19 protein-coding genes and 1 tRNA gene are annotated in these 23,837 nt (G+C 69.1%); 12 read left to right on the top strand and 8 right to left on the bottom strand.

Features of this window, described 5'->3' with window-relative positions; translation table 11 throughout:
* Window positions 1-17 precede the first annotated feature (17 nt).
* Complete coding sequence (locus G3M57_RS13095) at window positions 18-1,043, bottom strand: septal ring lytic transglycosylase RlpA family protein (protein WP_056750730.1); 1,026 nt, start codon at window positions 1,041-1,043, stop codon at window positions 18-20.
* 137 nt (window positions 1,044-1,180) lie between these two features.
* On the opposite strand from G3M57_RS13095, the gene G3M57_RS13090 reads away from it, so the two are divergent.
* Window positions 1,181-1,270: transfer RNA gene (locus G3M57_RS13090), tRNA-Ser, on the top strand.
* Between the two features lie 29 nt (window positions 1,271-1,299).
* Here the strand turns inward: G3M57_RS13090 and G3M57_RS13085 are convergent.
* Window positions 1,300-3,507 carry an FG-GAP repeat domain-containing protein gene (locus tag G3M57_RS13085; protein WP_163231004.1) on the bottom strand — a complete coding sequence of 736 codons (2,208 nt, stop codon included), beginning with the start codon at window positions 3,505-3,507 and terminating at the stop codon, window positions 1,300-1,302.
* A 78-nt stretch (window positions 3,508-3,585) separates the two neighbouring features.
* Window positions 3,586-5,787: an FG-GAP repeat domain-containing protein gene (locus tag G3M57_RS13080; RefSeq protein WP_163231003.1), complete on the bottom strand. Its 2,202-nt coding sequence runs from the start codon at window positions 5,785-5,787 to the stop codon at window positions 3,586-3,588.
* 242 nt (window positions 5,788-6,029) lie between these two features.
* Here G3M57_RS13080 and G3M57_RS13075 point away from each other — a divergent pair, with 242 nt between their 5' ends.
* The 3 genes from G3M57_RS13075 to G3M57_RS13065 are packed head-to-tail and all read left to right on the top strand — an operon-like array spanning window position 6,030 to window position 7,898.
* On the top strand, window positions 6,030-6,938 hold the full coding sequence (locus G3M57_RS13075; protein ID WP_056750742.1) for a class I SAM-dependent methyltransferase: 909 nt from the start codon (window positions 6,030-6,032) through the stop codon (window positions 6,936-6,938).
* On the top strand, window positions 6,935-7,672 hold the full coding sequence (locus tag G3M57_RS13070; RefSeq protein WP_056750744.1) for a pseudouridine synthase: 738 nt from the start codon (window positions 6,935-6,937) through the stop codon (window positions 7,670-7,672). Before G3M57_RS13075 ends, G3M57_RS13070 begins: the two co-directional genes overlap by 4 nt.
* Window positions 7,665-7,898 carry a sulfurtransferase TusA family protein gene (locus G3M57_RS13065; protein WP_057186786.1) on the top strand — a complete coding sequence of 78 codons (234 nt, stop codon included), beginning with the start codon at window positions 7,665-7,667 and terminating at the stop codon, window positions 7,896-7,898. The genes G3M57_RS13070 and G3M57_RS13065 overlap by 8 nt, the downstream gene beginning before the upstream one ends.
* Here G3M57_RS13065 and G3M57_RS13060 read toward each other — a convergent pair.
* Window positions 7,870-8,820, bottom strand: coding sequence for a YihY/virulence factor BrkB family protein (locus tag G3M57_RS13060; RefSeq protein WP_057186825.1), 951 nt, complete (start codon window positions 8,818-8,820; stop codon window positions 7,870-7,872). The genes G3M57_RS13065 and G3M57_RS13060 overlap by 29 nt on opposite strands.
* Window positions 8,821-9,048: 228 nt before the next feature.
* On the bottom strand, window positions 9,049-10,176 hold the full coding sequence (locus tag G3M57_RS13055) for a CaiB/BaiF CoA transferase family protein (protein ID WP_163231001.1): 1,128 nt from the start codon (window positions 10,174-10,176) through the stop codon (window positions 9,049-9,051).
* Between the two features lie 205 nt (window positions 10,177-10,381).
* Between G3M57_RS13055 and G3M57_RS13050 the strand changes: the two genes are divergently transcribed.
* The 3 genes from G3M57_RS13050 (at window position 10,382) to G3M57_RS13040 (ending at window position 13,080) form a co-directional block, all read left to right on the top strand.
* Window positions 10,382-11,707 carry a diguanylate cyclase domain-containing protein gene (locus G3M57_RS13050; protein ID WP_056750756.1) on the top strand — a complete coding sequence of 442 codons (1,326 nt, stop codon included), beginning with the start codon at window positions 10,382-10,384 and terminating at the stop codon, window positions 11,705-11,707.
* A 144-nt stretch (window positions 11,708-11,851) separates the two neighbouring features.
* Window positions 11,852-12,496 (top strand): DsbA family oxidoreductase, encoded by a 645-nt coding sequence (locus G3M57_RS13045; protein ID WP_163233715.1) that lies wholly within the window; start codon window positions 11,852-11,854, stop codon window positions 12,494-12,496.
* Between the two features lie 62 nt (window positions 12,497-12,558).
* Window positions 12,559-13,080, top strand: coding sequence for a CcdC protein domain-containing protein (locus G3M57_RS13040; protein WP_163230999.1), 522 nt, complete (start codon window positions 12,559-12,561; stop codon window positions 13,078-13,080).
* A 675-nt stretch (window positions 13,081-13,755) separates the two neighbouring features.
* Here the strand turns inward: G3M57_RS13040 and G3M57_RS13035 are convergent.
* From G3M57_RS13035 to G3M57_RS13025, 3 genes are all read right to left on the bottom strand, one after another.
* Window positions 13,756-14,148 (bottom strand): SRPBCC family protein, encoded by a 393-nt coding sequence (locus G3M57_RS13035; RefSeq protein WP_163230997.1) that lies wholly within the window; start codon window positions 14,146-14,148, stop codon window positions 13,756-13,758.
* A gap of 133 nt (window positions 14,149-14,281) precedes the next feature.
* Entirely contained in the window at window positions 14,282-17,749 is a 3,468-nt protein-coding gene (gene mfd, locus G3M57_RS13030; protein WP_163230995.1) for a transcription-repair coupling factor, read from the bottom strand.
* Between the two features lie 79 nt (window positions 17,750-17,828).
* Window positions 17,829-18,122 carry an FAD assembly factor SdhE gene (locus tag G3M57_RS13025; RefSeq protein ID WP_082564410.1) on the bottom strand — a complete coding sequence of 98 codons (294 nt, stop codon included), beginning with the start codon at window positions 18,120-18,122 and terminating at the stop codon, window positions 17,829-17,831.
* Window positions 18,123-18,203: 81 nt separating this feature from the next.
* On the opposite strand from G3M57_RS13025, the gene G3M57_RS13020 reads away from it, so the two are divergent.
* From G3M57_RS13020 to mazG, 5 genes are all read left to right on the top strand, one after another.
* On the top strand, window positions 18,204-19,664 hold the full coding sequence (locus tag G3M57_RS13020) for a cobyric acid synthase (RefSeq protein ID WP_163230993.1): 1,461 nt from the start codon (window positions 18,204-18,206) through the stop codon (window positions 19,662-19,664).
* Between the two features lie 104 nt (window positions 19,665-19,768).
* Window positions 19,769-20,962: a Na+/H+ antiporter NhaA gene (nhaA, locus tag G3M57_RS13015; RefSeq protein ID WP_163230991.1), complete on the top strand. Its 1,194-nt coding sequence runs from the start codon at window positions 19,769-19,771 to the stop codon at window positions 20,960-20,962.
* Between the two features lie 14 nt (window positions 20,963-20,976).
* The gene (locus G3M57_RS13010; RefSeq protein ID WP_163230989.1) at window positions 20,977-21,474 is read left to right on the top strand and encodes a hypothetical protein; all 498 of its coding nucleotides are present in this window, start codon (window positions 20,977-20,979) and stop codon (window positions 21,472-21,474) included.
* Between the two features lie 95 nt (window positions 21,475-21,569).
* Window positions 21,570-22,982, top strand: coding sequence for an MFS transporter (locus G3M57_RS13005; RefSeq protein ID WP_056750779.1), 1,413 nt, complete (start codon window positions 21,570-21,572; stop codon window positions 22,980-22,982).
* Window positions 22,945-23,781, top strand: coding sequence for a nucleoside triphosphate pyrophosphohydrolase (gene mazG / locus G3M57_RS13000; protein ID WP_082564430.1), 837 nt, complete (start codon window positions 22,945-22,947; stop codon window positions 23,779-23,781). Before G3M57_RS13005 ends, mazG begins: the two co-directional genes overlap by 38 nt.
* The last annotated feature ends 56 nt before the right edge of the window (window positions 23,782-23,837 follow it).

The raw sequence follows: 23,837 nt of genomic DNA, 5'->3' as shown, positions 1-23,837 counted from the left end.
GGGGATCGCGGCCAGGCCTAGGGCCGCAGCACCGTCGCGTCGGAAAAGCCCAGGGCGGCGACGCGGTCGCGCACGCCGAAGGCCTCGGCCTCGTCCGGACCGGCCTGGACAACCACGCGATAGAGCACGCCCTGGGCGCGCTGGATCGGCTCGATCGAGGTCTCCCCAGCCTCACCCAGCTGGGCCACGGCGCGTTCGGCGTTGCCGCGATTGGCGAACGAACCCGCCTGCACGCGATAGGCGCTTCCAGCGCCGCCGTTGACCGTCTCGGCGCCGGCGAGAACCGGCGCGGGTTCAGCCGGGACGACGGGCGCAGACGGGGCAGACGGGACATAGTCCGGGTCGGCGGCCTTGGGCGGCGGCGGCGCGTCGTAGGCCGGTTGGGCCGGCGGCAGGCCCGAGTTGTAGACACGGGTCCTGGGCGCCGGCGCATAGCGCGGCTCGGAGGGCGGCGGGGCCGAGGCGATCATCCGCGGCTGGTCGAACGGAGTCTTGCCGGCCGGGCCGACATAGCGGACGCGGACATGGGCCACGCCCGCCCGGCCATAGCCCAGCTGCTCGGCGGCGGCCTTCGACAGGTCGATGATGCGACCATCGACGAACGGCCCGCGATCATTGACCCGAACCTGCAGCTTGCGGCCGTTGTCCAGGTTGGTGACCTCAACGATGCTGGGCAGCGGCAGGGTCTTGTGGGCCGCCGACGGCACGTCCATGTCGAAGATCTCGCCATTGGCCGTGCGCCGGTTGTGGAACTGCTCGCCGTACCACGAGCCGATCCCCTTCTCGTCATAGTCGCGATCGGCCTTGGGATAGTACCAGATCCCCTTGATCTGGTAGGGCTTCTCGGTGCCGCGCAGGCCCGCGGTTGACCCCGGGGCGGGCGGTCCCGAATAGGGTCTGGCCGTCGATTGCGACGAGGCCGTCGGCGGCAGCCGGGTCGGCATCGGCGTGGCGCAGGCGGCCAGGCCGGCGCAACCGAGCGCGGCCGCCGCCAGTCCGCGCAGCGGGCGACCCGCGCCCCGCGCTTCGCTTGCCTGGTCCAAACGCCTGCTCCCGATCACTCTAGTCTCGAGCGAAAGGGTCGTTCAGGAGGCTTGAAGTCTGGTTAATAAAAGGTGCGACCAAAACGCGCCGAAACGACTGGAGCGGGCGGGCGACCGCTGATATAGGCCCCTGCTCCGGGCAGGTGGCCGAGTGGTTTAAGGCAGCGGTCTTGAAAACCGCCGTGGGTGAAAGTCCACCGTGGGTTCGAATCCCACCCTGCCCGCCAAGGCCCCGGACGAGCGTGCCGGGCGCCGACTAGACGCCGAAGAAGCCGTCGGCGGTGGTGGCCACGCCGATCCAGTTGACGAAGTGGCCGTGGTCCAGGGCGTAGTAGCCCAGGTCGTGGTTGAATTCGTTCTGGAAAAGGATGTCGACGCTGCCGTTCATGTCGAAGTCGCCGACATTGACGACCCGATAGTCGGCCGAGGACGAGCCGACGCCGACCCAATCGACGAACTGGCCGTGATCGATCTTGTAGAAGCCGGTGTCGCCCGTCTTGTCGTTGCGGAACAGGATGTCGGCCGAGCCGTTGCCGTCGAAATCCGCCACCCCGACGACGCTGTAGGCTTCGGAAGACGTGCCGATCTGACCCCAACTGGTCATGGCCCCGTTCTGCAGATGATATAAGCCCAAGGCGCCTTGGCCGCCTACGGTCTGGTTGCGGAACAGAATGTCGTCGCCGCCGTCGCCGTCAAAGTCTCCCACGCCGACCACCGTATAGGCGGTGCTCGACCCACCGACCTGAACCCAGCCAGCAAAGTTGCCTTGGGTGATCCGATAGAATCCCAGGTCGCCGGTCGCGTCACGGAACAGCACGTCCGAGGTCCCATCCCGATCGAAGTCGCCGGTGGCCACCACGGCGTAGTTGGGCGAGGACGAGCCGATCCCTTTGTAGCCGCCGTTCTGGCCGTTGAAGATGCCGTAGAAGCCCAGGTCGCCAGTGAGGTTATTGCGGAACAGCACGTCGGTGGTGTGGTCGCCGTCGAAGTCGCCCGCGCCCACCAGCGAATAGGTGGTCAGGGAGGAGGCGATGGCGTTCCATCGGTAGACGCCGTCGACGATCCGATAGGTCCCGAAATCGCCTTCCTGGTTGCGCATAAGGACGTCGAAGCGGCCATCGCCGGTCAGGTCCGTCGGGCCGATCGGCAGTTCGCTCGTGTGCACGATCGTCGTGAAGACGCCATGCGGCGTATAGGAACCCGTGATTCCGGTCGCGCCCTGCCCAGCCGTCCAACTGACCAGGAACCGATCACCTTGCAGCCCCACGACCGCCGGGGTCGACTCGGCGCTGTGGACGGTGTTGGAAATATTGACCGGCGCCGCCAACTGGTGGCCCGTCTCGTCATAGATCGCGACGAACAATTCGCCGCCGGGGTCGCTGGCCGCCGAGGAGGGAACTTCGCGGGTGCTCTGCACCCATGAGACCAAGAACTCATGGCCATCCGCCGACGCCGTGACGGCGACGTCCCTCACGACCTGGCCATAGGCGCCGTTGTGGGTGACGGCGACCTCGCCGGTTAGGGCGTGCCCGGCGGCGTCGGTGATCTTGAATGTCACGCCCGAACTGTCGGTGACCAGAACATGGCGGTCGTCGGCGAGAGCGGCGGTCTCGGCGCTGACGCCATGGCTGGTGATCGCGGGCGCCGCCAGCTGGACGCCGCTCGCGCTGTAGACGGCGCTATAGACGTCAGGGTTGGGGCTCGCCCCTTTCGACCAGGTCAACACATAGTCGCCGCTTGAGAGCGCCGTGGCTTGGACTCCGGCGTGCACCGCGGTGGTGAACTGGCCGCTGACCTCGACCGGTGCGCCGACGATCTGGCCGTTGAGGTCGAAGATCGCCGTGTAGACGTCGGCAGTCTGCGCATTGAGGACCGCCGTCCACGACACCGCATACCCGTTCGGCAGCGAAACCACGACCGGCGCGTCGACATAGGCCGAGCCGGTGAGCTGGCTGAGCTGGGTCGTCGCAGAGACCTGGCCGCTGGCGTCGAACGTCGCGGTGAAGGCGTCGGTCGCGCCGGAGACCGAAAGCTGCGTCCAGGCCATGGCGAAGCCGCCATTGGCCAGCGGCGTGATCGAGTGCGCCGTGCCGCTGTTGGCTATCTCGATGATCGCGGACGTCGCGTTGCCGGACACGTCGAAGGTCTGGGCGGCGGCGGCCTTGGTTGACGTGGTCGACCGCTGCCAGGCGATCGCGAAGCCGCCATCTTCGAGCGGCGTGACCAGCGCTTGCGGAGGGGGGAAAGATTGGTTGGTCTGGTCGACCAGGATCGACTTCAGCAATAGGCCCGATGGGTTGAACATCTCGGCATAAAGCTGGGAGCCGGCGGGCCCGAGCCTCACATAGTGGACGTCGTCCCATATGACCACGTAGTTGCCGCTCGCCAGGGTGGTGACCTGGGGCTGCGCCTCGCCCGAGTCGGCGTGGACCTTGGTGGGCGGGAGGTCGGCGAGAATTTGCACATCTGATCCTAGAGCGACCGCGGGCGGCGGGCAACGCGAAGCGGCCTGGGCGCTGAACGTCGACGCGCCGCGTCCTGCCTAGACGCCGAAGAAGCCGTCGGCGGTGGTGGCCACGCCGATCCAGTTGACGAAGTGGCCGTGGTCCAGGGCGTAGTAGCCCAGGTCGTGGTTGAATTCGTTCTGTAAAAGGATGTCGACGCTGCCGTTCATGTCGAAGTCGCCGACATTGACGACCCGATAGTCGGCCGAGGACGAGCCGACGCCGACCCAGTCGACGAACTGGCCGTGGTCGATCTTGTAGAAGCCGGTGTCGCCCGTCTTGTCGTTGCGGAACAGGATATCGACCGAGCCGTTGCCGTCGAAATCGGCGACGCCGACCACCGTATAGGCCGGCGACGAGGACGCGATCGTCGTCTGCCCGACCACGGCGCCGTTCTGCAGATGGTAGAAGCCAAGATCGCCGCCGCCCGCGCCCGAACCGAGGGTGCGGTACAGGATGTCGTCGTCGCCGTCGCCGTCGAAATCACCCACGCCGGCAACCGCCTTGGTGTTGGCCAGCGTGCCGATCTGGCCCCAGCTGACGACGGCGCCCTCGCTCATCCGGTAGTAGCCCATGTCGCCGCTCACGCCACGGAACAGGATGTCGCTGGTCCCATTGTGGTCGAAGTCGCCGGTCGCCACCACGGCGTAGGCGGTCGAGGACGAGCCGATCGCCTGGTAGCCGACGTTCTGGCCGTCGACCATGCGGTTGAAGCCCAGGTCGCCGGAGATATTGTTGCGGAACAGCACATCGGTGGCGTGGTCGCCGTTAAAATCGCCCACCCCGACCAAAGAATAGGTCATCAGCGAGTGCGTCGGCGCGCTCCACTGATACTGACCGCCGACCAGTTGGTAGGATCCCAGATCGCCCTCGTGGTTGCGCATCAGCACGTCGGAGCGGCCGTCGCCGTTCAGGTCCACCGAACCGATTGACAGCTCGACGGTCGGATCGAGCTCCGCCTTGAAGACGCCGTTGCGGACATAGGGCGTGTAGCCGTCGTTGAAGAAACGGCCGGAGGTCCAGCCGATCACGAAATGCCCATCGGAGAACGTGTCGATCGAAGGCGTGGATTCGTCGTAGTAGGGATTGCCCGCGATGTTGACCGCTTCGGCCACCCGGTGGCCGGTCGAATCGTAGACCGCGACGAACAGCTCGCTCTGCTGACCCGTTTCCGCGGTGGTCTGCGTCCAGGAGACGACGAACTGATTTCCGTCGCCCACGGCGGCGACCGCGATGTCGCCGACCACGTGGCCGTAGGTGTCGTCATGGGTGACGGCGATCGGGCCGGTGATCGCGTGGCCGTCGGCGTCCAGGATCTTGAACGTCACGCCGCCGTCGACCCAGGCCAAGGCCTGATGTCCGTCGGCCAGGGCCGCGACCTCGACGCCTCGGCCGTGGGCGACGACTTCAGACGCGGCGATCTGCGCGCCATTGGCAGCGTACACCGCGCGATGAATGTCGTTGGCGCCGCCGTGGTTTTCGAGCCAGGTCAGGGTGAAGCCGCCGCTGGCGGTGGTCGCGACGTTCAGGTCGGCCTTGATCGTGGTCGAGAACGGGCCGCTGACGGCGATGGGCTGGCGGATCTCGACGCCGTTCGCGTTGAAGATCGAGGTGAAGACGCTGGCTGTCTGGGCGTCGAGCACCGAGATCCAGGACACCGCGTAGCCGGACGCCAGGGCTGTGACGATCGGGGGATCGACGTGGGCCGTGGCGGCCAGATGGGTGAGTTGCGTGGTGGCGGAGACCTGACCAGCCGAATTGAACGTCGCCGTATAGGCGTCGACAGCCCCCGAGGCCTGCTTCTGCGTCCAGGCCAGGGCGACGCCGCCGTTCGGCAGGGCGACGATCGACTCGCCGTCCACGCTGTTGGGAATGCTGAACACCGCGGAGGTCGCCACGCCGGTGGCGTCGAAGGTCTGGAACGCGGCGCCCTCGCTGACGTAGCCGTAGGTGGCGTGCCAAGCCACCGCGAAGCCGCCGTTGGTGAGCGCCACGACCTGGGGCCGGGGATCGACCGAGGCTGGCGCCGCCGAGCTGGCCACGGTGACCTTTCGGATCAGTGCGCCAGCCGCGTCGAAGACGTCAGCGTACAATGTATAGACGTCCGAAAACACGCGCGCAGGCACCGAGGTGTCCCACACCACCACCGATCCTTGTCCGGTGAGGACCGTCACCGGCGGTGTGGCTTCACCCGAATTGGTGTCGATCTTGGCGGCGGGCTGATCGGGTCGAATTTGCATCATAAGCTCCGCACGCCCTGCGTTCAGGGCCGCACCGTGGAAGGATCCGTAAGACCTCTCGTGACGCGAGCCTTGCACGCTTCCAGTCTAGGTCATCGCTACCCTGCCCCGCAATCGAATACAACGTTGGGGCGAGCCCGGCCGCACGCGGGGCTGGACTTCTTGTCTCGATTTTGCGACGCGCTCAGGCTCTCGATGTTCGGAGGCCCATTCACTGGTCTTCGCCAAGCAAAGATCCTGAAATGCCAAACTTCGCCGTCTACGGTTCGCCGTCTCATGACCTCATCGACCTGCCCGGCGGGGCGCTCCAGACCTCGCCGCTATGGGTGGGCGCGACGGACCTGGCCAGCCTCCCGGACGACTCCGTCGATGAGATCGTGATCCAGGCCCCGCCCGGTGTCGCCGAGCGGCGCTACGTGCTGGCCCAGGCCTTGCGGGCGCTGAAGGTGGAGGGACGCCTGACCGCCCTCGCCCCGAAGGATCGCGGCGGCCTGCGCATGAACAAAGAGTTGGTCGCGTTCGGCTGCACGGTCGGTGAAAGCGCCAAGCGTCACCAGCGGATTTGCGTGGCCCTGAAGCCGGCGCACGTGATCGGCCTGGACGCCGCCATCGCCGAAGGCGCGCCGCGCCGGCTGGACGGCGACGGCCTGTGGACCCAGCCGGGGGTGTTCAGCTGGGACCGCCTGGATCCCGGCTCTGCCCTGCTGCTGAAGTCGCTGCCGCCGCTGAGCGGGGTCGGCGTCGACCTGGGCTGCGGCATCGGCGTCCTGGCCCACGCCGTCCTGGCCTCGCCCAAGGTGACCAAGCTGACCCTGGTCGACCTGGACCGCCGGGCGGTCGAGGCGGCCAGGCGCAATGTCGACGACCCGCGCGTCGAGGTCCTGCAGGCCGACGCCCGGCGCGGCGCGGACCTGGCCAGCGGCCTGGACTTCGTGGTCACCAACCCGCCGTTCCACGAAACCGGAAGCGAGGACAAGGGCCTGGGCCAGGCCTTCATCACCGCGGCCGCCGGTATGCTGCGCAAGGGCGGCGTGCTGTGGATCGTCGCCAACCGCCACCTGCCCTACGAGGCGGTGCTGAACGAGCACTTCAAGACCGTCCGCCCGGTCGCCGACGCCGGCGGCTTCAAGGTGTACGAGGCCCGGAAATGAGCAAAGCCTTGATGGCGCGACTGGACCGGCTGCTGGCCAATCTCGGCTACGGCAGCCGGCGCGACGTCCAGGCCCTGGTCTCGACCGGCAAGGTCACGCTGGACGGGGTCGCCATCAAGGACGCCGGCCTGAAGATCGCCGTCGCCGCCGACCTGCCGCTGCGCCTGAAGATCCGCGGCGTCCCGGTCGACCCGCCGGCGCCCCTGGTGCTGATCATGCACAAGCCGCTGGGCGTGGTTTGTTCGCACCGCGAGGACGGCGAGCGGATCTACGACCTCCTGCCCAAGCGCTGGCAGATCCGCGACCCGGCGCTTTCGAGCGTTGGGCGGTTGGACAAGGACACCTCGGGCCTGATCCTGATCACCGACGACGGCGATTTCCTGCACCGGGTGATCTCGCCCAAGCGCCACGTGCCCAAGGTCTATCGCGCCACGCTCGACCGGCCGCTGGCCGGGACGGAGGGCGCGGCCTTCGCCAGCGGGACCCTGATGCTGGAGGGCGAGGAAAAGCCGCTGTTGCCCGCCAGTCTGGAGGTTCTGGGCGAGCGCGAGGCGCGGCTGACCATCACCGAGGGCCGCTATCACCAGGTCCGCCGGATGTTCGCCGCCGTGGGCAACCACGTGGCCGCGTTGCATCGCGAGCGTATCGGCGGCCTTGCCCTGCCGGACGACCTGGCGCCGGGAGCGCACCGCATTCTGACCGCCGCCCAAGCCGAGGCCGTGTTCGATGTCTGAAGAACGCCTGATGGACGCCCGCGGCCATCGCTGCCCCGTGCCGACGCTGCGCCTGCGCCGGGCCCTGGAGGAGGCGCCGGCCGGCGGCCTGGTCCGCCTGCTGGCCGACGACCCGCTGGCCCGCATCGACGTGCCGCATTTCGCCGCCAGCGCCGGGGCGACCGTGCTGGAGATCGTCGACGCCCCGGACGGCGCGATCAGCTTTCTGGTGGCGAAGGCGCCTTGAGCGGGATCGGCTTGGGGCCCTCGAGCAGGGCCCGGGGCCGCTCGTCCAGCGCGATCTCCATCTCGGTGGCCAGGGCGCCGCCGTAGAACACGGCGTTGACGCTCCACGACAGCCAGATCAGGAAGATGATCACCGCCGAGATCGAGCCGTAGGTCGCGCCCAGATGGGCGACCTGCTCGACATAGAAGGCGCTGGCCCAGGACATGAACACGCACATCACCGCCGCCGCGAACCCGCCGGCGATCGACGCGCGCCAGCCGACCGGGGCGCGGGACATGGCGTAGCGGTAGATCAGGGTCATGCCGACCAGCAGGCCCAGGCTGGCCCAGGTCCACTCGCTCTGGATCCACGACACGCCGGCCAGGGGGCGAAGGTTTACGGTGCTGGCCAGCAGGCGGAACGTCAGGAACACGCCCGACATCACGAACAGCAGGGCGAAGGCGGCGACCAGCACCACCAGGGCCATGAAGTTGAAGCCGAAGAAGCCGCGCTGGTCCTCCTCGTCATGGATGAAGGACAGGCCGGCCAGCAGGGCCTTGAAGCCGCGATGGGCGGCGTAGAGGCCGATCACCAGCACCACGGCGCTCTGGGCGGAAATGGCCTTCTCCGGCGCGTGGGCCAGGCGGGCCAGCTCGCTCTGGAAGATCGGCCGGGCGCCCGACGGCATCAGGAACGACAGCTTGTCGGCCTGGTAGGCCGCCTGTTCGGGGGTCAGGAGGAGGCTGAACAGACCGATCAGGATCGCCAGGCCGGGAAACACCGCCAGCAGGATGAAGAACGACACCCCGCCGACATACAGCATCACGTCGCGGCCCCACAGGCGCTGCAGGGCCAGGCCGAGGACTCGGAGGATCTCCCTCACCCAATGGATCGGATCGAGATCGAGGTCTCGAAAGCGAATACGGTCCTGGGGGGAATTCATGCGGCGGAAACTGGCCTCGGCGCCGCTTCGACGCAAGCGCGCCGCCAAAAAAACATCGGATTGGAGATACAAAGACCCGCCGCTTCAGGGAAAGCGGCGGGTCTCCGCAGGACGAACCTGAACCGGTCGCCGCATCGAGGGACGGGTGGCGCGACGGCCGGTTACAGGATCAGGTCTAGACCCTTGCGGCTGAACCGGACCTGAATGATCTCGTCAGGAGACGGGAGGCTACAGCGCGCCCTGCGCCTTCAGCGCCGTGATCGCCTCGGCCGAGAAGCCCCAGTCCGCCAGCGCCGTGTCGTTGTCAGCGCCGATCTTCGGCGGCGGGCCCTGGATCGCGCCGGGGGTGGCCGAGAAGCGCGGGGCCGGCGCCGGCTGGGTTACGCCGGCCACCTCGACGAAAGTCCGGCGCGCGGCGTTGTGGGCATGGGCCGGAGCCTCGTCCATCGTCAGGACCGGGGCGAAGCAGACGTCGGTCCCGTCCATCAGGACGCACCAGTCGTCGCGGGTCCGGGTCGCGATCACCGCCGCCAGCTTCTCCCGAAGCTCCGGCCAGTCCCCGCGGCTCATCTGGTGCTCGAACTGCGGGTCGGTGATCCCGGTCTTTTCCAGCAGGAGACGGTAGAACTGCGGCTCGATCGAACCGATCGAGATCCACTTGCCGTCGGCGCATTGATAGGTGTCGTAGAAGTGGGCCCCGCCGTCCAGCAGGTTGGACCGTCGCCCCTCGCCCCAAAGGCCGCTGGCCTTGAAGCCGTAGAACATAGCCATCAGCGAGGCCGCGCCGTCGCTCATCGCGCAGTCGATCACCTGGCCCTGGCCCGTCGCCCGGGCATGGATCACCCCCGCCAGCAGGCCGAAGGCCAGATAGAGCGCCCCGCCGCCGAAATCGCCGACCAGGTTCAGCGGCGGCACCGGCTTGTCCGCCGTGCCGATGGCCGCCAGGGCGCCGCTGATGGCGATGTAGTTCATGTCGTGACCGGCGGCCTTGGCGTAGGGTCCGGTCTGGCCCCAGCCGGTCATGCGGCCATAGATCAGCCTGGGATTGCGGGCCAGCGCGACCTCGGGGCCCAGGCCCAGCCGCTCCATGACCCCTGGGCGGAAGCCCTCGATCACCCCGTCGGCGCTCTCCATCAGCGTCAGGCAGGCCTCGACCGCGGCCGGTGACTTCAGGTCCAGCGCCACCGAGCGGCGGCCCCGCGCGGTGACGTCGGCGGGCGAGCCCCGGCCTGCGCCCTTGCGGTCGATGCGCACGACGTCGGCCCCCAGGTCCGACAGCAGCATGCCGCAGAACGGGCCGGGACCGAGCCCGGCGAATTCCAGCACCTTCAGGCCGGACAGCGGTCCCTGGGCCATGACGTTCCTCCCGGCCGACTCTCGCGGCGTTCGTCTCACGGCCACTAGAACGGCCCTGCCCTTCGGTCAGGCAAGAGGCTTTGTCCGTTCACAGCCTGCGGCGATGCGGACCTATGAGGGGCCTGCGCCTCTGCTATGGTGCGACGTCGAATCTCGACGGCGCCGCGCCGTCGGGCGACGCCGGTGTCCGGGGCGGAGGCTTGAGTTGGCGGTGAACGCCCGAATCCTGATCGTGGCGCGCGATGATGCTCGCGCCGGGCCGCTGTCCGAAGGGCTCGACAAGCTCGGCTGGCGGACCATCACCGCGCGCGGTCCCTACGCCGCCTTGGCCGCCCTGGGCGACCTGAACATCGAGGCGGTGATCGTCGATCTCGAGAGCGCCGGCCCCGACGCCCACTCCCTGTCGCGCCGCCTGAAGGCCGCCGTGGCCCCGCGCCGCCTGCCGGTGATCGCCATCGGCGAGCCGGGGACGGAGTCCAACACCCAGGCCTTCGACCTGACCCTGTCGCCGCCCCTGCACCCCAGCCAGGCCGTGCTGCGCCTGGAGTCCCTGGTGCGCACCGCCATCGCCGAGGAGGAGTTCGAGCTTCGCCTGGCCACCTTCGGCGATCGCGGCCGCCGGCTGGACCTGCCCGAACCCCAGGCCGAGCCGTTCCGCATCCTGGCGATCGGCGAGCCGGCTCCGCAGTTCCTGGCCCTGTCCAACGCCCTGGCTCGCAGCGGGGCCGACGTGGTCGGCGCCTTCACCGCCTATACGGCCTTCGACTACCTGCACGAGCGGGCCTTCGACGCCGTGGTGCTGTGGGCCGGCGACAACCAGCAGGAAGCCCTGTCGATCGCGGCCGGCATGCGCCGCAACACCCGGCTCTTTCACATCCCGGCCCTGCTCTACCTGAAGGCCGAGAGCTATGTGACCATGTCGGAGGCCTTCCATCGCGGGGTGTCCGACGTCGCTTCGCCCGAAACGGCCGAGATCGAGACCGCCAAGCGGGTCATCGAGCTGGCCCGCAACTATCGTCGCGGCGAGGCCATTCGCGGGGCCCTGGAGAAGGCCCGCAGCTCTGGCCTGATGGACGCCGCCACCGGCCTGTTCACCCGCGACCTGTTCGCCGCCCACCTGGTCCGCCTGGCGACCGCAGCGCGGGAGCGGGCCCGGCCGCTGTCGATCTGCGTGCTGCGGGTCGCCGACAAGCCCGACACGGTCTGGGCGCGCAAGAACGGCTGGCTGGACCGCGCTATCCCGCAGATCGGCTCGATGGTCGGCCGGCTGGTGCGGGTCGAGGACACCGCCGCCCGTCTGGCGCCCGAGGTTTTCGCCCTGGCCCTGCCCGCCACCAACCAGGCGGCCGGACGCGCCGCCGCAGAGCGGATCGCCGCGGTGATCGGCTGCACGGCCTTCGACGCCGGCGACGACCGGCCGCCGTTCGTCTGCGAGTTCGACATCGGGGTGGCCCAGATCGAGGCCGGCGAGAGCGCCGTCCACGCCCTGGAACGCGCCGCCGCCCAGGCCCTGCAGCGCCACAGCGCTTAAAGGTCGGTGTGTGAAATCCTCGTCCTACAGGCTCAGGATGAGGGTTTTTTGAAGCGTCGCGCCAGCAATCGTCCTCAGCCTGAGCTTGCCGAAGGACGAGGACGCCCCTAGGTGCTGCAGCGTTCGCCATCGAAGGACCACGCCATGGGCCAGCCGCTGCTTATCGACCTCGTCGCCGACGTCGTCTGCCCCTGGTGCTATCTGGGCTGGCGGCGGGTGAGGTCGGCCCTGGCCCTGCGGCCCGACGTCGAACCGCTGGTGGTCTGGCGCCCCTACCAGCTGGACCCGACTCTTCCCGAGCAAGGCGTTGATCGCAAAGCCTATATGGCCGGCAAGTTCAAGGATCCCCTGAAGCTGAAGGCGGTGCACGCGGCGCTGGTCGAGGCCGGCGCCGAGGAAGACATCGTCTTCGACTTCGATGTCATCGAACGCTCGCCCAACACCAGCGCCGCCCACCGCCTGATCCGCTGGGCCCATGGCGCCGGCAAGCAGGACGCCGTGGTCGAGGCCCTGTTCGCCGCCTACTTCACGCAGGGGCGGGACATCGGCGAGCCCGCGGTGCTGGCGGACATCGGCCAGAGCGCCGGCATGGACCCCGTAGTGATCCTGCGCCTGCTGTCCGAGGGCGCCGACAAGGACGTCGTCGCCCGCGAGCACGCCATGGCCGTCCAGGCCGGCGTCACCGGCGTGCCGTTCGCCATCTTCGGCGGCAAACTGGCGGTCGTCGGCGCCGAAAGCCCGGAAAACATCGCCCAGGCCATCGACAAGGCGCTTGAACAGGCGGCCTGACCGGGCCAATCCTGCCGCCGGGGAGGTCGCCCGTGGGGCGGCCCGTTGTCGGAATCCTGTTCATGCCTCAGTCCAGCATCCAGATGGCGGTCACGATCGCCATCGTCGCCGTGGTGTTCGCCCTGCGCTTCCGGGGCATGACCCGTGAGCGCCGGCTCAGGCTGGAGCTGATGTGGATCGTGCCGGCCCTGCTGGTCGCCGCGATGGTCGCCGTCCTCGTGCAGTTCCCGCCGCACGGCGTGGACTGGGCCTGGCTGGCGGCGATCTTCGCGGTCGGCGCGACGATCGGCTGGTGGCGGGGCAAGCTGATCCCGATCGCCATCGACCCGCAGACCCACCTGCTGAACACCAAGCCGTCGCCGGCCGCGATCCTGTTCCTGCTGGGTCTGTTCGTCGTCCGCTTCGCCCTGCGCGCCCTGGTCGAGAGCGAGGCCTCGGCCTGGCACATCAACGCCGCTCTGGTCACCGACGGCTTCATCGTGCTGGGCGTGGGCCTGCTGGCCGTCTCCCGCCTGGAGATGGCCCTGCGCGCCTGGGCGCTGCTGCGCGAGGCCCGGGCGGCCAGGGCGTCGGTGGCGGCCTGAGACCAAAAACCTCCCCCTGTGGTGGAGGCAGGATCTGGGACGCGGACGGGGACAGGCGCGTGCGCCTGTCCCCAGCCACGAGGCGGCGACCTCGGCCTTTCGCGGCCGAGTTGATGGGAAGGGTGCGAAGCGCCCGGGCCTCGCCCGGAAGAGCTTTGATGTATTGTACCGTTTCGACGAAGTGCAGGCGCTTCGCGTGGAGCCGTTATCCGGAAGCCTTCGGGTCGCGGATTTTTAACCCGCTCCGATGGAGGCCCCCGACGGGCAGGACGTTGGCTCCGTCCTGGACCGCCCGGGCGATTTCAGCCCGGACCTGCTGGCCCTATCCGCCTATCCGGGCGCCGGAGTTTCGTCGCGACTGAGGCGAACCTGCTCCGAACCGACCTGGACGTCCCCGAGGAGACACGGCGGACAAGACCTTCCCGCTCGTCCACCCCTGAAAGCCGCATCGGTCGCCGTACGTGCGCCCTCCCCATGCCTTCAGGTGAGGTCAGGATACGGGCAGTCGAGAGGGGTGAGGATCAAATCGAGTCGAGAAAGTTCAGGGCGTTGAAATCATTGAACTTGATTCGCCATTCACCGAGGATAAGCGCTCGACTTCGGGGACACGCACTCACATCACAACCCTGCAAACCAACCGAGGCCCCGCCGTGAGTGCGCGTCCCCGGCTGCACTTCACCCCTCCAAGGTCGTCTTCATCGCCGCGCAGCCCAGGTCCATGAAGCCGGCGACCCGCTCGGCGGCGTCGTGCGGCAGGATGTCGGCGGTCCAGACGATCCGGCTGCCCGATCCCTCAGGCAGCACCTGCATCGCACCGTTGTGGTGGGTCAGCAGAGCGCTGCCGACCACCGACCACACCAGGCGGCGGGCCTCGTCGTCGACAGCGACGATCAGCTCGCGGGCGACCAGTCCATTGGCGAAGGTGACGGTCCGCACGCCCTCCTCCACCTGGCAGTCGGTCAGGGCGCCGGGGCATAGCCGTTGATGGACGTGGCCCCAGTCGCGCACGGCGTCCCAGACTTGGTCGGGCGCCAGGGCGACATCGACGGACCGTATGATCGTGGCCATGGGAAATCTCCTCTCGAGGTTTCCCTGATCCTGGCGGATCCGCGCCACGCTGGCTGGCGAGATCCGGACCCGGTCATCTGAGCCGCATGGGCCTCGGCGTCGGCGAAACGGCCGACCTAGGCGAGCACCAGCATCACGCCGCCTTGGCCAGCTTGGCCAGCTGCGACAGGATCTTCTCGGCCGCGTCCAGCCGCTGGGCCGGCGTGTCCCACTCACCCTTGACCACCACCTTCTGGTCGGGTCGAACCTTCCAGACGACGCTGTTCTTGCCGACGAACTGCACCAGGGCCAGGGGATTGGCGAAGGTGTCGTTGCGGAAGCTGGCCACCGCCCCCTTGGGGCCGACATCGATCTTGGCGACATTGGCCTCGCGGCACAGGCCCTTGATGGCCACGACCTTGAGCAGGCTGTCGGTCTCGGGCGGCAGCGGGCCGAAGCGGTCGATCAGCTCGGCGGCCAGGGCTTCGCGATCGGCGGCCTTCTCGGCTTCCGACAGGCGGCGGTATAGCGACAGGCGCACGTTCAGGTCGGGCACGTAGTCGTCGGGAATCATCACGGCCGCGCCGGTGTTGATCTGCGGCGACCAGCCCCGATCCTCCAGCAGGGCCTCGGCCCCCTGGCGCTCGCGCAGCTCGGCCACGGCGTCCTCCAGCATCTGCTGGTAGAGCTCGACCCCGATCTCCTTGATGTGGCCGCTCTGCTCGTCGCCCAGCAGGTTGCCGCCGCCGCGCTGGTCCAGGTCGTGGCTGGCCAGCTGGAAGCCGGCGCCCAGGCTGTCGAGCGACTGCAGTACCTTCAGGCGCTTCTCGGCGGACAGGGTGATCTGCTTCTCGGCCGGCGTCGTCAGATAGGCGTAGGCCCGGGCCTTGGACCGCCCCACCCGGCCGCGGATCTGGTACAGCTGGGCCAGGCCGAACATGTCGGCGCGGTGGACGATCAGGGTGTTGGCGCTGGGGATGTCCAGCCCACTTTCGACGATCGTGGTCGCAAGGAGCACGTCGTATTGGCCCTCGTAGAAGGCCGTCATCACGTCTTCCAGCTGGGTCGGCGCCATCTGGCCGTGGCCGACCACGTACTTGATCTCCGGAACCTGGGTGCGGAGGAACTTCTCGATGTCCTCCAGGTCCTTGATGCGCGGCACCACGTAATAGGCCTGGCCGCCGCGGTACTTCTCGCGCAGCAGGGCCTCGCGGAGGGTGACCGGGTCGAACGGGCTGATATAGGTGCGCACCGCCAGGCGGTCGACCGGCGGGGTGGCGATGATCGACATCTCCCGGATGCCGCTGAGCGCCATCTGCAGGGTGCGCGGGATCGGCGTGGCGGTCAGGGTCAGCATGTGCACGTCCGCGCGAAGCTCCTTCAGCTTCTCCTTGTGCTTGACCCCGAAGTGCTGCTCCTCGTCGACGATCACCAGGCCCAGGTCCTTGAACGACACCTGCTTGGACAGGATGGCGTGGGTGCCGACCACGATCTCGAACTGGCCGTTGGCCAGGCCCTCGCGGGTCTCGGCCGCTTCCTTGCCGGTGACCAGGCGCGACAGGCGCGTGACCTTGACCGGCCAGCCCTGGAAGCGGTCCTTGAAAGTCTTGTAGTGCTGGCGTGCCAGCAAGGTGGTCGGGCAGACCACGGCCACCTGCTTGCCGCTCATCGCCACCACGAAGGCGGCGCGCAGGGCGACCTCGGTCTTGCCGAAGCCGACGTCGCCGCAGATCAGCCGGTCCATCGGCTTGCCCGAGGACAGGTCCTCCAGCACGTCGGCGATGGCCGACAGCTGGTCGTCGGTCTCCTCGTAGGGGAAGCGGGCGCAGAACTCGTCGAACACCCCGTGCGGCGGGTCGGTCTCCTCGACCGACTTCAGCTGGCGGGCGGCGGCGATCTGGATCAGGCCCTCGGCCATCACCCGCAGGCGCTCTTTCGCCTTGGCCTTGCGGCCCTGCCAGGCCGCGCCGCCCAGCTTGTCCAGCTGGACGTTCTCGCCGTCGGTCCCGTAGCGGGTCAAAAGGTCGATGTTCTCGACGGGCAGGTAGAGCTTGGCCTCGCCGCCGTACAGCAGGTCCAGGCAGTCGTGCGGCGCGCCCTGGACGTCCAGGGTCTTGAGGCCCTCGTAGCGGCCGATGCCGTGGTCGATGTGGACGACGAGGTCGCCGGGCGTCAGGGCGCTGGCCTCGGCCAGGAAGTTGGCGGCCCGGCGCTTCTTGCGCGGCCGGGCCAGGCGGTCGCCCAGGATGTCGGTCTCGGAGATCACCGCCAGGCTGTCGGTCTCGAAGCCGTTGTCCAGCGGCAGGACCACGCGCTGCGGGGTCTTCGGGTCATTGGCCTTGGCCGCCTGCCAGTAGGCGGCGTACGGGATCTTCTTCAGGCCGTGGTCGGCCAGCATGGTCCCCAGGCGCTCGGACGAGCCCTCCGACCACGAGGCGAATAGAACCCGCTTCCCCTCCCCGGCCAGCTTGCGGGCGTGGTCGGCGGTGGCCTCGAACAGGTTGACGCTGTCCTGGGCCCGCTCGGCGGCGAAGGTGCGACCCAGCTTGGCTCCCATATCGACAACGTCGAGCCCTTGGGGCTGAAAGGGCGTGAACTTGCGGTTGGGGCGGTCCTCGACGGCCTGGTCCCACTCCTTGGCGGTCAGGTAGAGGGCGTCGGGCGCTAGCGGTCGGTAGGCCGACTTGCGGTCGGCCGAGGCGCGGGCCTCGTAGGCGTCGGCGATCATCGCCAGGCGCTCGTCGCGGCTCTCGGTGACCTGGTGGTCGACGCCGACCAGGGCTCCGGCCGGCAGGTAATCGAACAGGGTCGCCATCCGCTCGTAGAACAGCGGCAGCCAGTGCTCCAGGCCGGCGCGGCGGCCGCCCTCGCTGACCGTGGCGTACAGCGGATCGTCGCCCGGCGCGCCGAACGCGCGGACATAGCCGGCCCGGAACCGCGAGACGCCGTCCTTGTCGAGCAGGGCCTCGCTGACCGGCAGCAGCTGGATCTCGCGAAGCTGCTTGGTCGAGCGCTGGGTCTCCGGATCGAAGGCGCGGATGCTCTCCAGCGTGTCGCCGAACAGGTCCAGCCGCACCGGCTCCTCGGCGGCCGGCGGATAGACGTCGATGACGCCGCCGCGGATCGCGAACTCGCCGCGTTCCGACACCGTCGAGGCGCGGCTGTAGCCGTTGATCGCGAAATAGCGTTCAAGGTCGGCCACGTCGACGCTGTTGCCGACCTTGGCCGAATAGCTGGCGCGCAGCAGGACGGACTTCTCGGGCACGCGCTGCAGCAGGGCCGGCGCGGCGGTCACCAGCATGGCCGGCTTGGCCTGGCCCAGCCCCTCGGCCAGGCGGTGCAGGGTGGCCATGCGCACGGCGGCCACGCCGGCCGACGGGCCGATACGGTCATAGGGCAGGCAGTCCCAGGACGGGAACAGCACGGCCTCGATCTCGGGCGCGAAGAACTTCAGGGCGTCGATGAAGGCGCTGGCCCGGGCGGTGTCGCGGGCCACGAAGGCGGTCAGACCGCCGCGCGCCCGGGCGATGTCGGCCATGACCAGGGCGTCGAAGCCCTCCGGCGCGCCGGCCAGGGTCAGGCCTCCCGAGGCCTTGGCGATCTGTTTGGCGTCGTAGGCCATGCTGCTCTTCGAAGGTTGAGCCAGCGACAACGCCGCCGGTACTGATGCTGTTGCCTGAAAACGGTCCGGAACCGGGCCGCTACATCCCGTCGCCGATCGGCCGCGAGGCGTGCGCCTCGTAGCGGAAGGTCTTGATCAGGGTCAGGACGTCGGTGTCGAACTTGGCCGGGGTCGGCTCCTGGCCGACGATCCAGGCGTAGATCTCGCGATCGGACTCCTCCATCAGGGTTTCGAAGGTGTCGAGCTGCTCGGGAGTCAGGTTCGGCCCATGGGTGTCCGCGAACGGCCCCAGAATGAGGTCCGCTTCCCGAAATCCGCGATGCCAGGCCCGGAACTTCAGCCGCCGGAGGCGGGAGTCGTGATCGATGCTCATGTGACCGGGGATATAGAGCGCTCCAGGCCCCGACGCCAGCCGCGCATTGACCGCGATCCGCGCCCCCTGTAGGCGCGGCCCATGGCCTCGCTGATGATCCAGGGCTGCGGTTCGGACGTGGGCAAGTCGACCCTGGTCGCCGCCCTGTGCCGGCTGTTCACCAATCGCGGCCTGATCGTGCGGCCGTTCAAGCCGCAGAACATGTCCAACAACGCGGCCGTCACCGCCGACGGCGGCGAGATCGGCCGGGCCCAGGCCCTGCAGGCCATCGCCTGCCGTACGCCGCCGACCGTCCACATGAACCCGGTGCTGCTGAAGCCGCAGAGCGACGTCGGGGCCCAGGTGGTGGTGCGGGGCAAGGTGGTCGGCGCCTACAAGGCCCGGGCGTTCCAGGGGCTGAAACCCGACCTGCTGGCCACCACGGTCGACAGCTATCGCCGGCTGGCCGCCGAGGCCGACCTGGTGCTGGTCGAGGGCGCGGGCAGCCCGGCCGAGACCAACCTGCGGGCCGGCGACATCGCCAACATGGGTTTCGCCCACGCCGCCGACGTGCCCGTGGCCCTGGTCGGCGACATCGACCGGGGCCACGTGATCGCCGCCCTGGCCGGGGCGCACCTGGTGCTGGACGCCGCCGACCGCGATCGCATCAAGGGCTTCATCATCAACAAGTTCCGCGGCGATCCTTCGCTGTTCGACGACGGCCGGCGCGAGATCGTCGCCCGGACCGGCTGGCCGGACCTGGGCATGGCGCCGTGGCTGGCCCCGGCCCGCGCCCTGCCCGCCGAGGACGCCGTGGTGCTGGAACGTCCCGTCCGGGCCGACGGCGACAAGCGCGTGCGGATCGTGGTCCCCATGCTGTCGCGGATCGCCAATTTCGACGAGTTCGACCCGTTGCGGGCCGATCCCCACATCGACTTCGCCTTCCTGCCGCCCGGAACGCCCGTGCCCGGCGACGCCGACCTGGTGATCCTGCCCGGGACCAAGGCCACCCTGGCGGACCTGGCCTTCCTGCGCGCCCAGGGCTGGGACATCGACATCCTGGCCCACGTGCGCCGCGGCGGCCGGGTGCTGGGCGTCTGCGGCGGCTACCAGATGCTGGGGCGCACGGTGAGCGACCCCGACGGGATCGAGGGGGCGCCGGGCTCGGCGGCGGGCCTCGGCCTGCTGGACGTCAAGACCGTGCTGCGGGGCGACAAGGTGTTGCGCGCGGCGTCAGGCCGCCTGCTGGCCGGCGACGCGGCCTTCTCGGGCTATGAGATGCATGTGGGCCGTACGACCGGTCCCGGAACGGCGACCCCGATGCTGGCCTTCGACGGCGGCGCCGTGGACGGCGCGGTCTCGGCCGACGGCCGGGTGGCCGGGGCCTATGTCCACGGCCTGTTCGAGCGCGGCGAGGCGCGCGCGGCCCTGCTGGCTCCGCTGGGCCTGACGACCACGCCGCGCGATCATGCCGCCACGGTCGATGCGGCCCTGAACGAGATCGCCGCGATGTTGGAGCGGGCGCTGGACATCGAGGCGATCGCGCGGATCGCGGGGCTTTAGGCGCCGTACGTTCTTCCAGGCTGGCCCAAGTCTTCGCTTCGCATCTTCGCTTCGCGCGGCGTGACAAGCTAGGGTGGCGCCTACGAATCCGCGAGGACCGCCGCATGACGATCGCCCGCTCCCGCCCGCTCTCCGCCGTGCGCGCCTTCCTGCGCAGCGAATCCGCCGGCGGCTTGCTGCTGATGGGCTCGGCGGCCCTGGCGCTGGTGGTCGCCAACTCGCCGCTGGCCGACGGTTATTTCCACGCCCTGCACGTCTATATCGGCGGTCTCAGCGTGGGCCACTGGGTCAATGACGGCTTGATGGCGGTGTTCTTCCTGCTGGTCGGGCTGGAGATCAAGCGCGAGACGGTCGATGGCGAGCTGTCCACCTGGTCGCGGCGTGTGCTGCCGGGCGTGGCCGCCCTGGGGGGCATGGTCGCGCCGGCTCTGATCTATGTGGCGGTCAACCTCCACACGCCGACCAACCTGCGCGGCTGGGCGATCCCGGCCGCCACCGACATCGCCTTCGCCCTGGGAGTGCTGTCGCTGCTGGGCTCACGCGTGCCGGGCTCGCTGAAGATCTTCCTGGCCGCCCTGGCGATCATCGACGACCTGGGCGCCATCCTGATCATTGCGATCTTCTACACCGACCACCTGACCCTCTGGGCGCTGGGCGGCGCGGCCGCGACCCTGGTCGTCCTGGTGGCGATGAACCGGCTGAAGGTCATGAAGCTGTGGCCCTATCTGATTGTCGGGGCTGGACTTTGGTTCTTCTTCCTCAGGTCCGGCGTACACGCCACCCTGGCGGGGGTGATCCTGGCCATGACCATCCCGATCACCAAGTCGCCCTCCCACCTGGACGACGCCCATTCGCCGCTGCACCGGCTGGAGCATGGCCTCAATCCCTGGGTGGCCTATCTGGTCGTGCCGGTGTTCGGCTTCGCCAACGCCGGCGTCGCCCTGGGCCAGGTGGGACTGGCCGAGCTGACGGCGCCGGCCACCCTGGGCGCGGCCCTGGGGCTGTTCCTGGGCAAGCCGATCGGGGTGGGGCTGTTCTGCCTGGCGGCCATCAAGCTGGGCTGGGCCCAGCGCCCCAGCGGGGCCTCGTGGACCCAGCTGTTCGGCGTTTCGGCGCTGTGCGGCATCGGCTTCACCATGAGCCTGTTCATCAACAACCTGGCCTTCAAGGTCCCGGTCCTGCAGGACGAGACCAAGATCGGCGTGCTGGCCGGCTCGCTGCTGTCGGCCCTGCTCGGTTGGGCGATCTTCAACCTGGCGTCGCGGCGGCGCGATCCCCACATTTCAAGCCAAGCCTGAACCGGGAGTCCATCATGCGTCTCGCCCTCGTCTCCGCCATCCTCCTGCTGGGCGCGACCCAGCCCGCCCTCGCCGCTCCCGCGGTCTCCGAGGTCAAGGTCTCGATCGGCCCGAAGCTGGCCGAGAAGGTCAAGGACATCGGCCAGCGGGATTTCGACATCCTGGCCAGCCAACTGCAGCGCGCGGTCGAGCGCCGGCTGCCGCCGCGGCCGGGCGGCGGAACCCTGGAGCTGGTGATCGAGGACGCCAAGCCCAATCACCCGACGCCGCAGCAGATGGGCAACACGCCGGGCCTGTCCTACCAGAGCTTCGGCGTCGGCGGGGCGCGGATCGGCGGCCGCTATGTCGATCCGGCCGGAAAGAGCACACCGATCGCCTACAGCTGGTGGGAAACCGACATCCGCTGGGCCCGGTACGGCTCGACCTGGCACGACGCCGAGGACGCTTTCGACCGCCTGGCCGACCGTCTGGCCAAGGACCAGTTCGACGACGGCTCCAAGCCGCGACGCTGAAACCGGCGTCTCGGAGAGCTCTTGCCAGCCGCCCCGACACGGCGTCTGATCACTGTTCATGAAGGCGGGGCCTACCCGCTCTCGGCGAGGAACGCATGACCGGACGGCGCTCATCCTGGACCCTGGCGGCCTTCGCCGCGCCCTGCCTGCCGCTGGCGGGCCTGGGCCTGCCGCTGGTGGTCTACCTGCCGGAATACTATGTCAGCGACCTGGGGCTTTCCCTGTCGGTGGTGGGCGCGGCCTTCCTGCTGGTGCGGCTGGCCGACATCATCCTGGACCCGATCCTGGGCGGGGTCATGGACCGCACCCGGACCCGGCTCGGCCGGTTCCGGCCCTGGCTGGCCGCCGCCGCCCCGGTGCTGATGATCGCCGCCTACGCCCTGTTCATGGCCAAGCCCGGCGTCGGGCCCGTCTATCTCTGGGCCTGGCTGGTCGTCTGCTACGTCGGCTATTCGATGGCGGTGCTGTCGCAGACGGCCTGGGGCGCGGTGCTGTCGCCGGACTACCAGCAGCGGTCGCGGATCTACGGCTGGTGGCAGGCCGGCAACGTGGTCGGCATGATCCTGGTGCTGCTGCTGCCGCCGATCCTGTCGATGGTCTTCAAGGGCGACCACGCCGCCGGCGTCCAGGCCATGGGCTGGTTCATCATTCTCCTGCTGCCCCTGACCTTCCTGCTGGCCATCGGCGTGGTCGGCGAGACCAACGTGCCGGCGGTCAGGCACGAAGCCGGTCTCAAGCAGTATCTGGGCCTGCTCAAGCGGCCGTCGGTGCAGAAGCTGCTGATCGCCGACCTGCTGATGGGCCTGGCGCCGGGCATCGCCGGGGCGCTGTTCTTCTTTTTCTTCGAGCGCATCAAGGGCTTCGACAAGGGGGCGGCGGGCCTCCTGCTGCTGGTCTATTTCGTCGCCGCCCTGCTGGGCTCGCCCATCTGGCCGGCCCTGGCCCGCAAGGTCGGCAAGCATCGGGCCCTGGCCATCGCCTCGGTGGTCTATGCGGTCGTACAGGTCGCCTCGGTCTTCACGCCCGCCAACCAGGGCGGCTTCGGCTTCAATGCGGCGACCGTCATCGGCATGGCCATACTGGTGCTGGCCGGCCTGCCCTATTCGGCCGCGCCGCTGCTGGTGCGCTCGATGATGGCCGACATCGGCGACGAGGAGCGGCTGGCCAGTGGCGTCGACCGCACGGGCCTGCTGTACGCCATCGTCAACGGCACGGTGAAGCTGGGCTACGCCCTGGCGATCGGCGTGTTCCTGCTGCTGTCCTGGTTGGGCTTCGACCCCAAGGTCCCCAGCGCCCAGGGCGACACCGCCCTGATCGCCATGTACGCCGTGGCGCCCGCGGTGCTGGGCCTGCTGGTGTACGCGGTCATCCTGCGCTATCCGCTGGACGCGACCGCCCATGCCGAGATCCGCCGTCAGCTCGACGAGCGGGACGCGGCCGAGCTCCCTCCCAGCCCGCCCCCGGAACCGCATGTCGCTCCCCTCGCCGTCCCAAAGCCCGCTGAATGATCCTCGCCAGAAGGACCAGCACCCGCTCTTCACCCTGATCGACATCATGGCCAGGCTGCGGGATCCCGACGGCGGCTGCCCGTGGGACCTGGAGCAGACCTTCGCCACCGTCGCGCCCTATACCGTCGAGGAGGCCTACGAGGTCGCCGACGCCATCGAGCGGAACGACGTGGCCGACCTGAAGGAAGAGCTGGGCGACCTGCTGCTGCAGGTGGTGTTCCATTCGCGGATGGCCGAGGAACAGGGCGCGTTCGATCTGGCCGGCGTGGCCCGGGCGATCAACGACAAGATGGTGCGCCGCCATCCGCACGTGTTCGGCGACCACGCCTACGAGAACCAGGACGCCCAGACCGCCGGCTGGGAGGCGCTGAAGGCCCAGGAGCGCCAGGCCAAGAAGAAGGGCGGCGTTCTCGACGACGTGCCCGCCGGCCTTCCGGCCATGACCCGCGCGGTCAAGCTGACCAAGCGCGCCGCCCGGGTGGGCTTCGACTGGCCCTCCACCGACGAGGTGCTGGACAAGCTGGCCGAGGAGGTCGCCGAACTGAAGGTCGAGATCGCCGCCGGCGACAAGGCCAAGGCCCGCGAGGAACTGGGCGACCTGCTGTTCGTGGTCGCCAATCTGGCCCGCAAGCTGGACGTCGAGCCCGAGGACGCCCTGCGCGCCACCAACGCCAAGTTCGCCCGTCGCTTCGCCTTCATCGAGGCCGAACTGGCCAAGGACGGGCGGACCCCGGACCAGTCAGACCTGGCCGAGATGGACGGTCTGTGGAACGCGGCCAAGGCGGCGGAACGGAAATAGCTCCGGCTGGGGACACGCCCTTGCGGCGTGTCCCCCAAGCGGGTCTCGAACGTGGG

The sequence above is a fragment of the Caulobacter rhizosphaerae genome, from assembly GCF_010977555.1.
GTDB classification, from domain to species: Bacteria; Pseudomonadota; Alphaproteobacteria; order Caulobacterales; family Caulobacteraceae; genus Caulobacter; species Caulobacter rhizosphaerae.
Note: the sequence above shows the minus strand (reverse complement) of the source record. Positions and strands in the feature narration are given on the sequence as shown.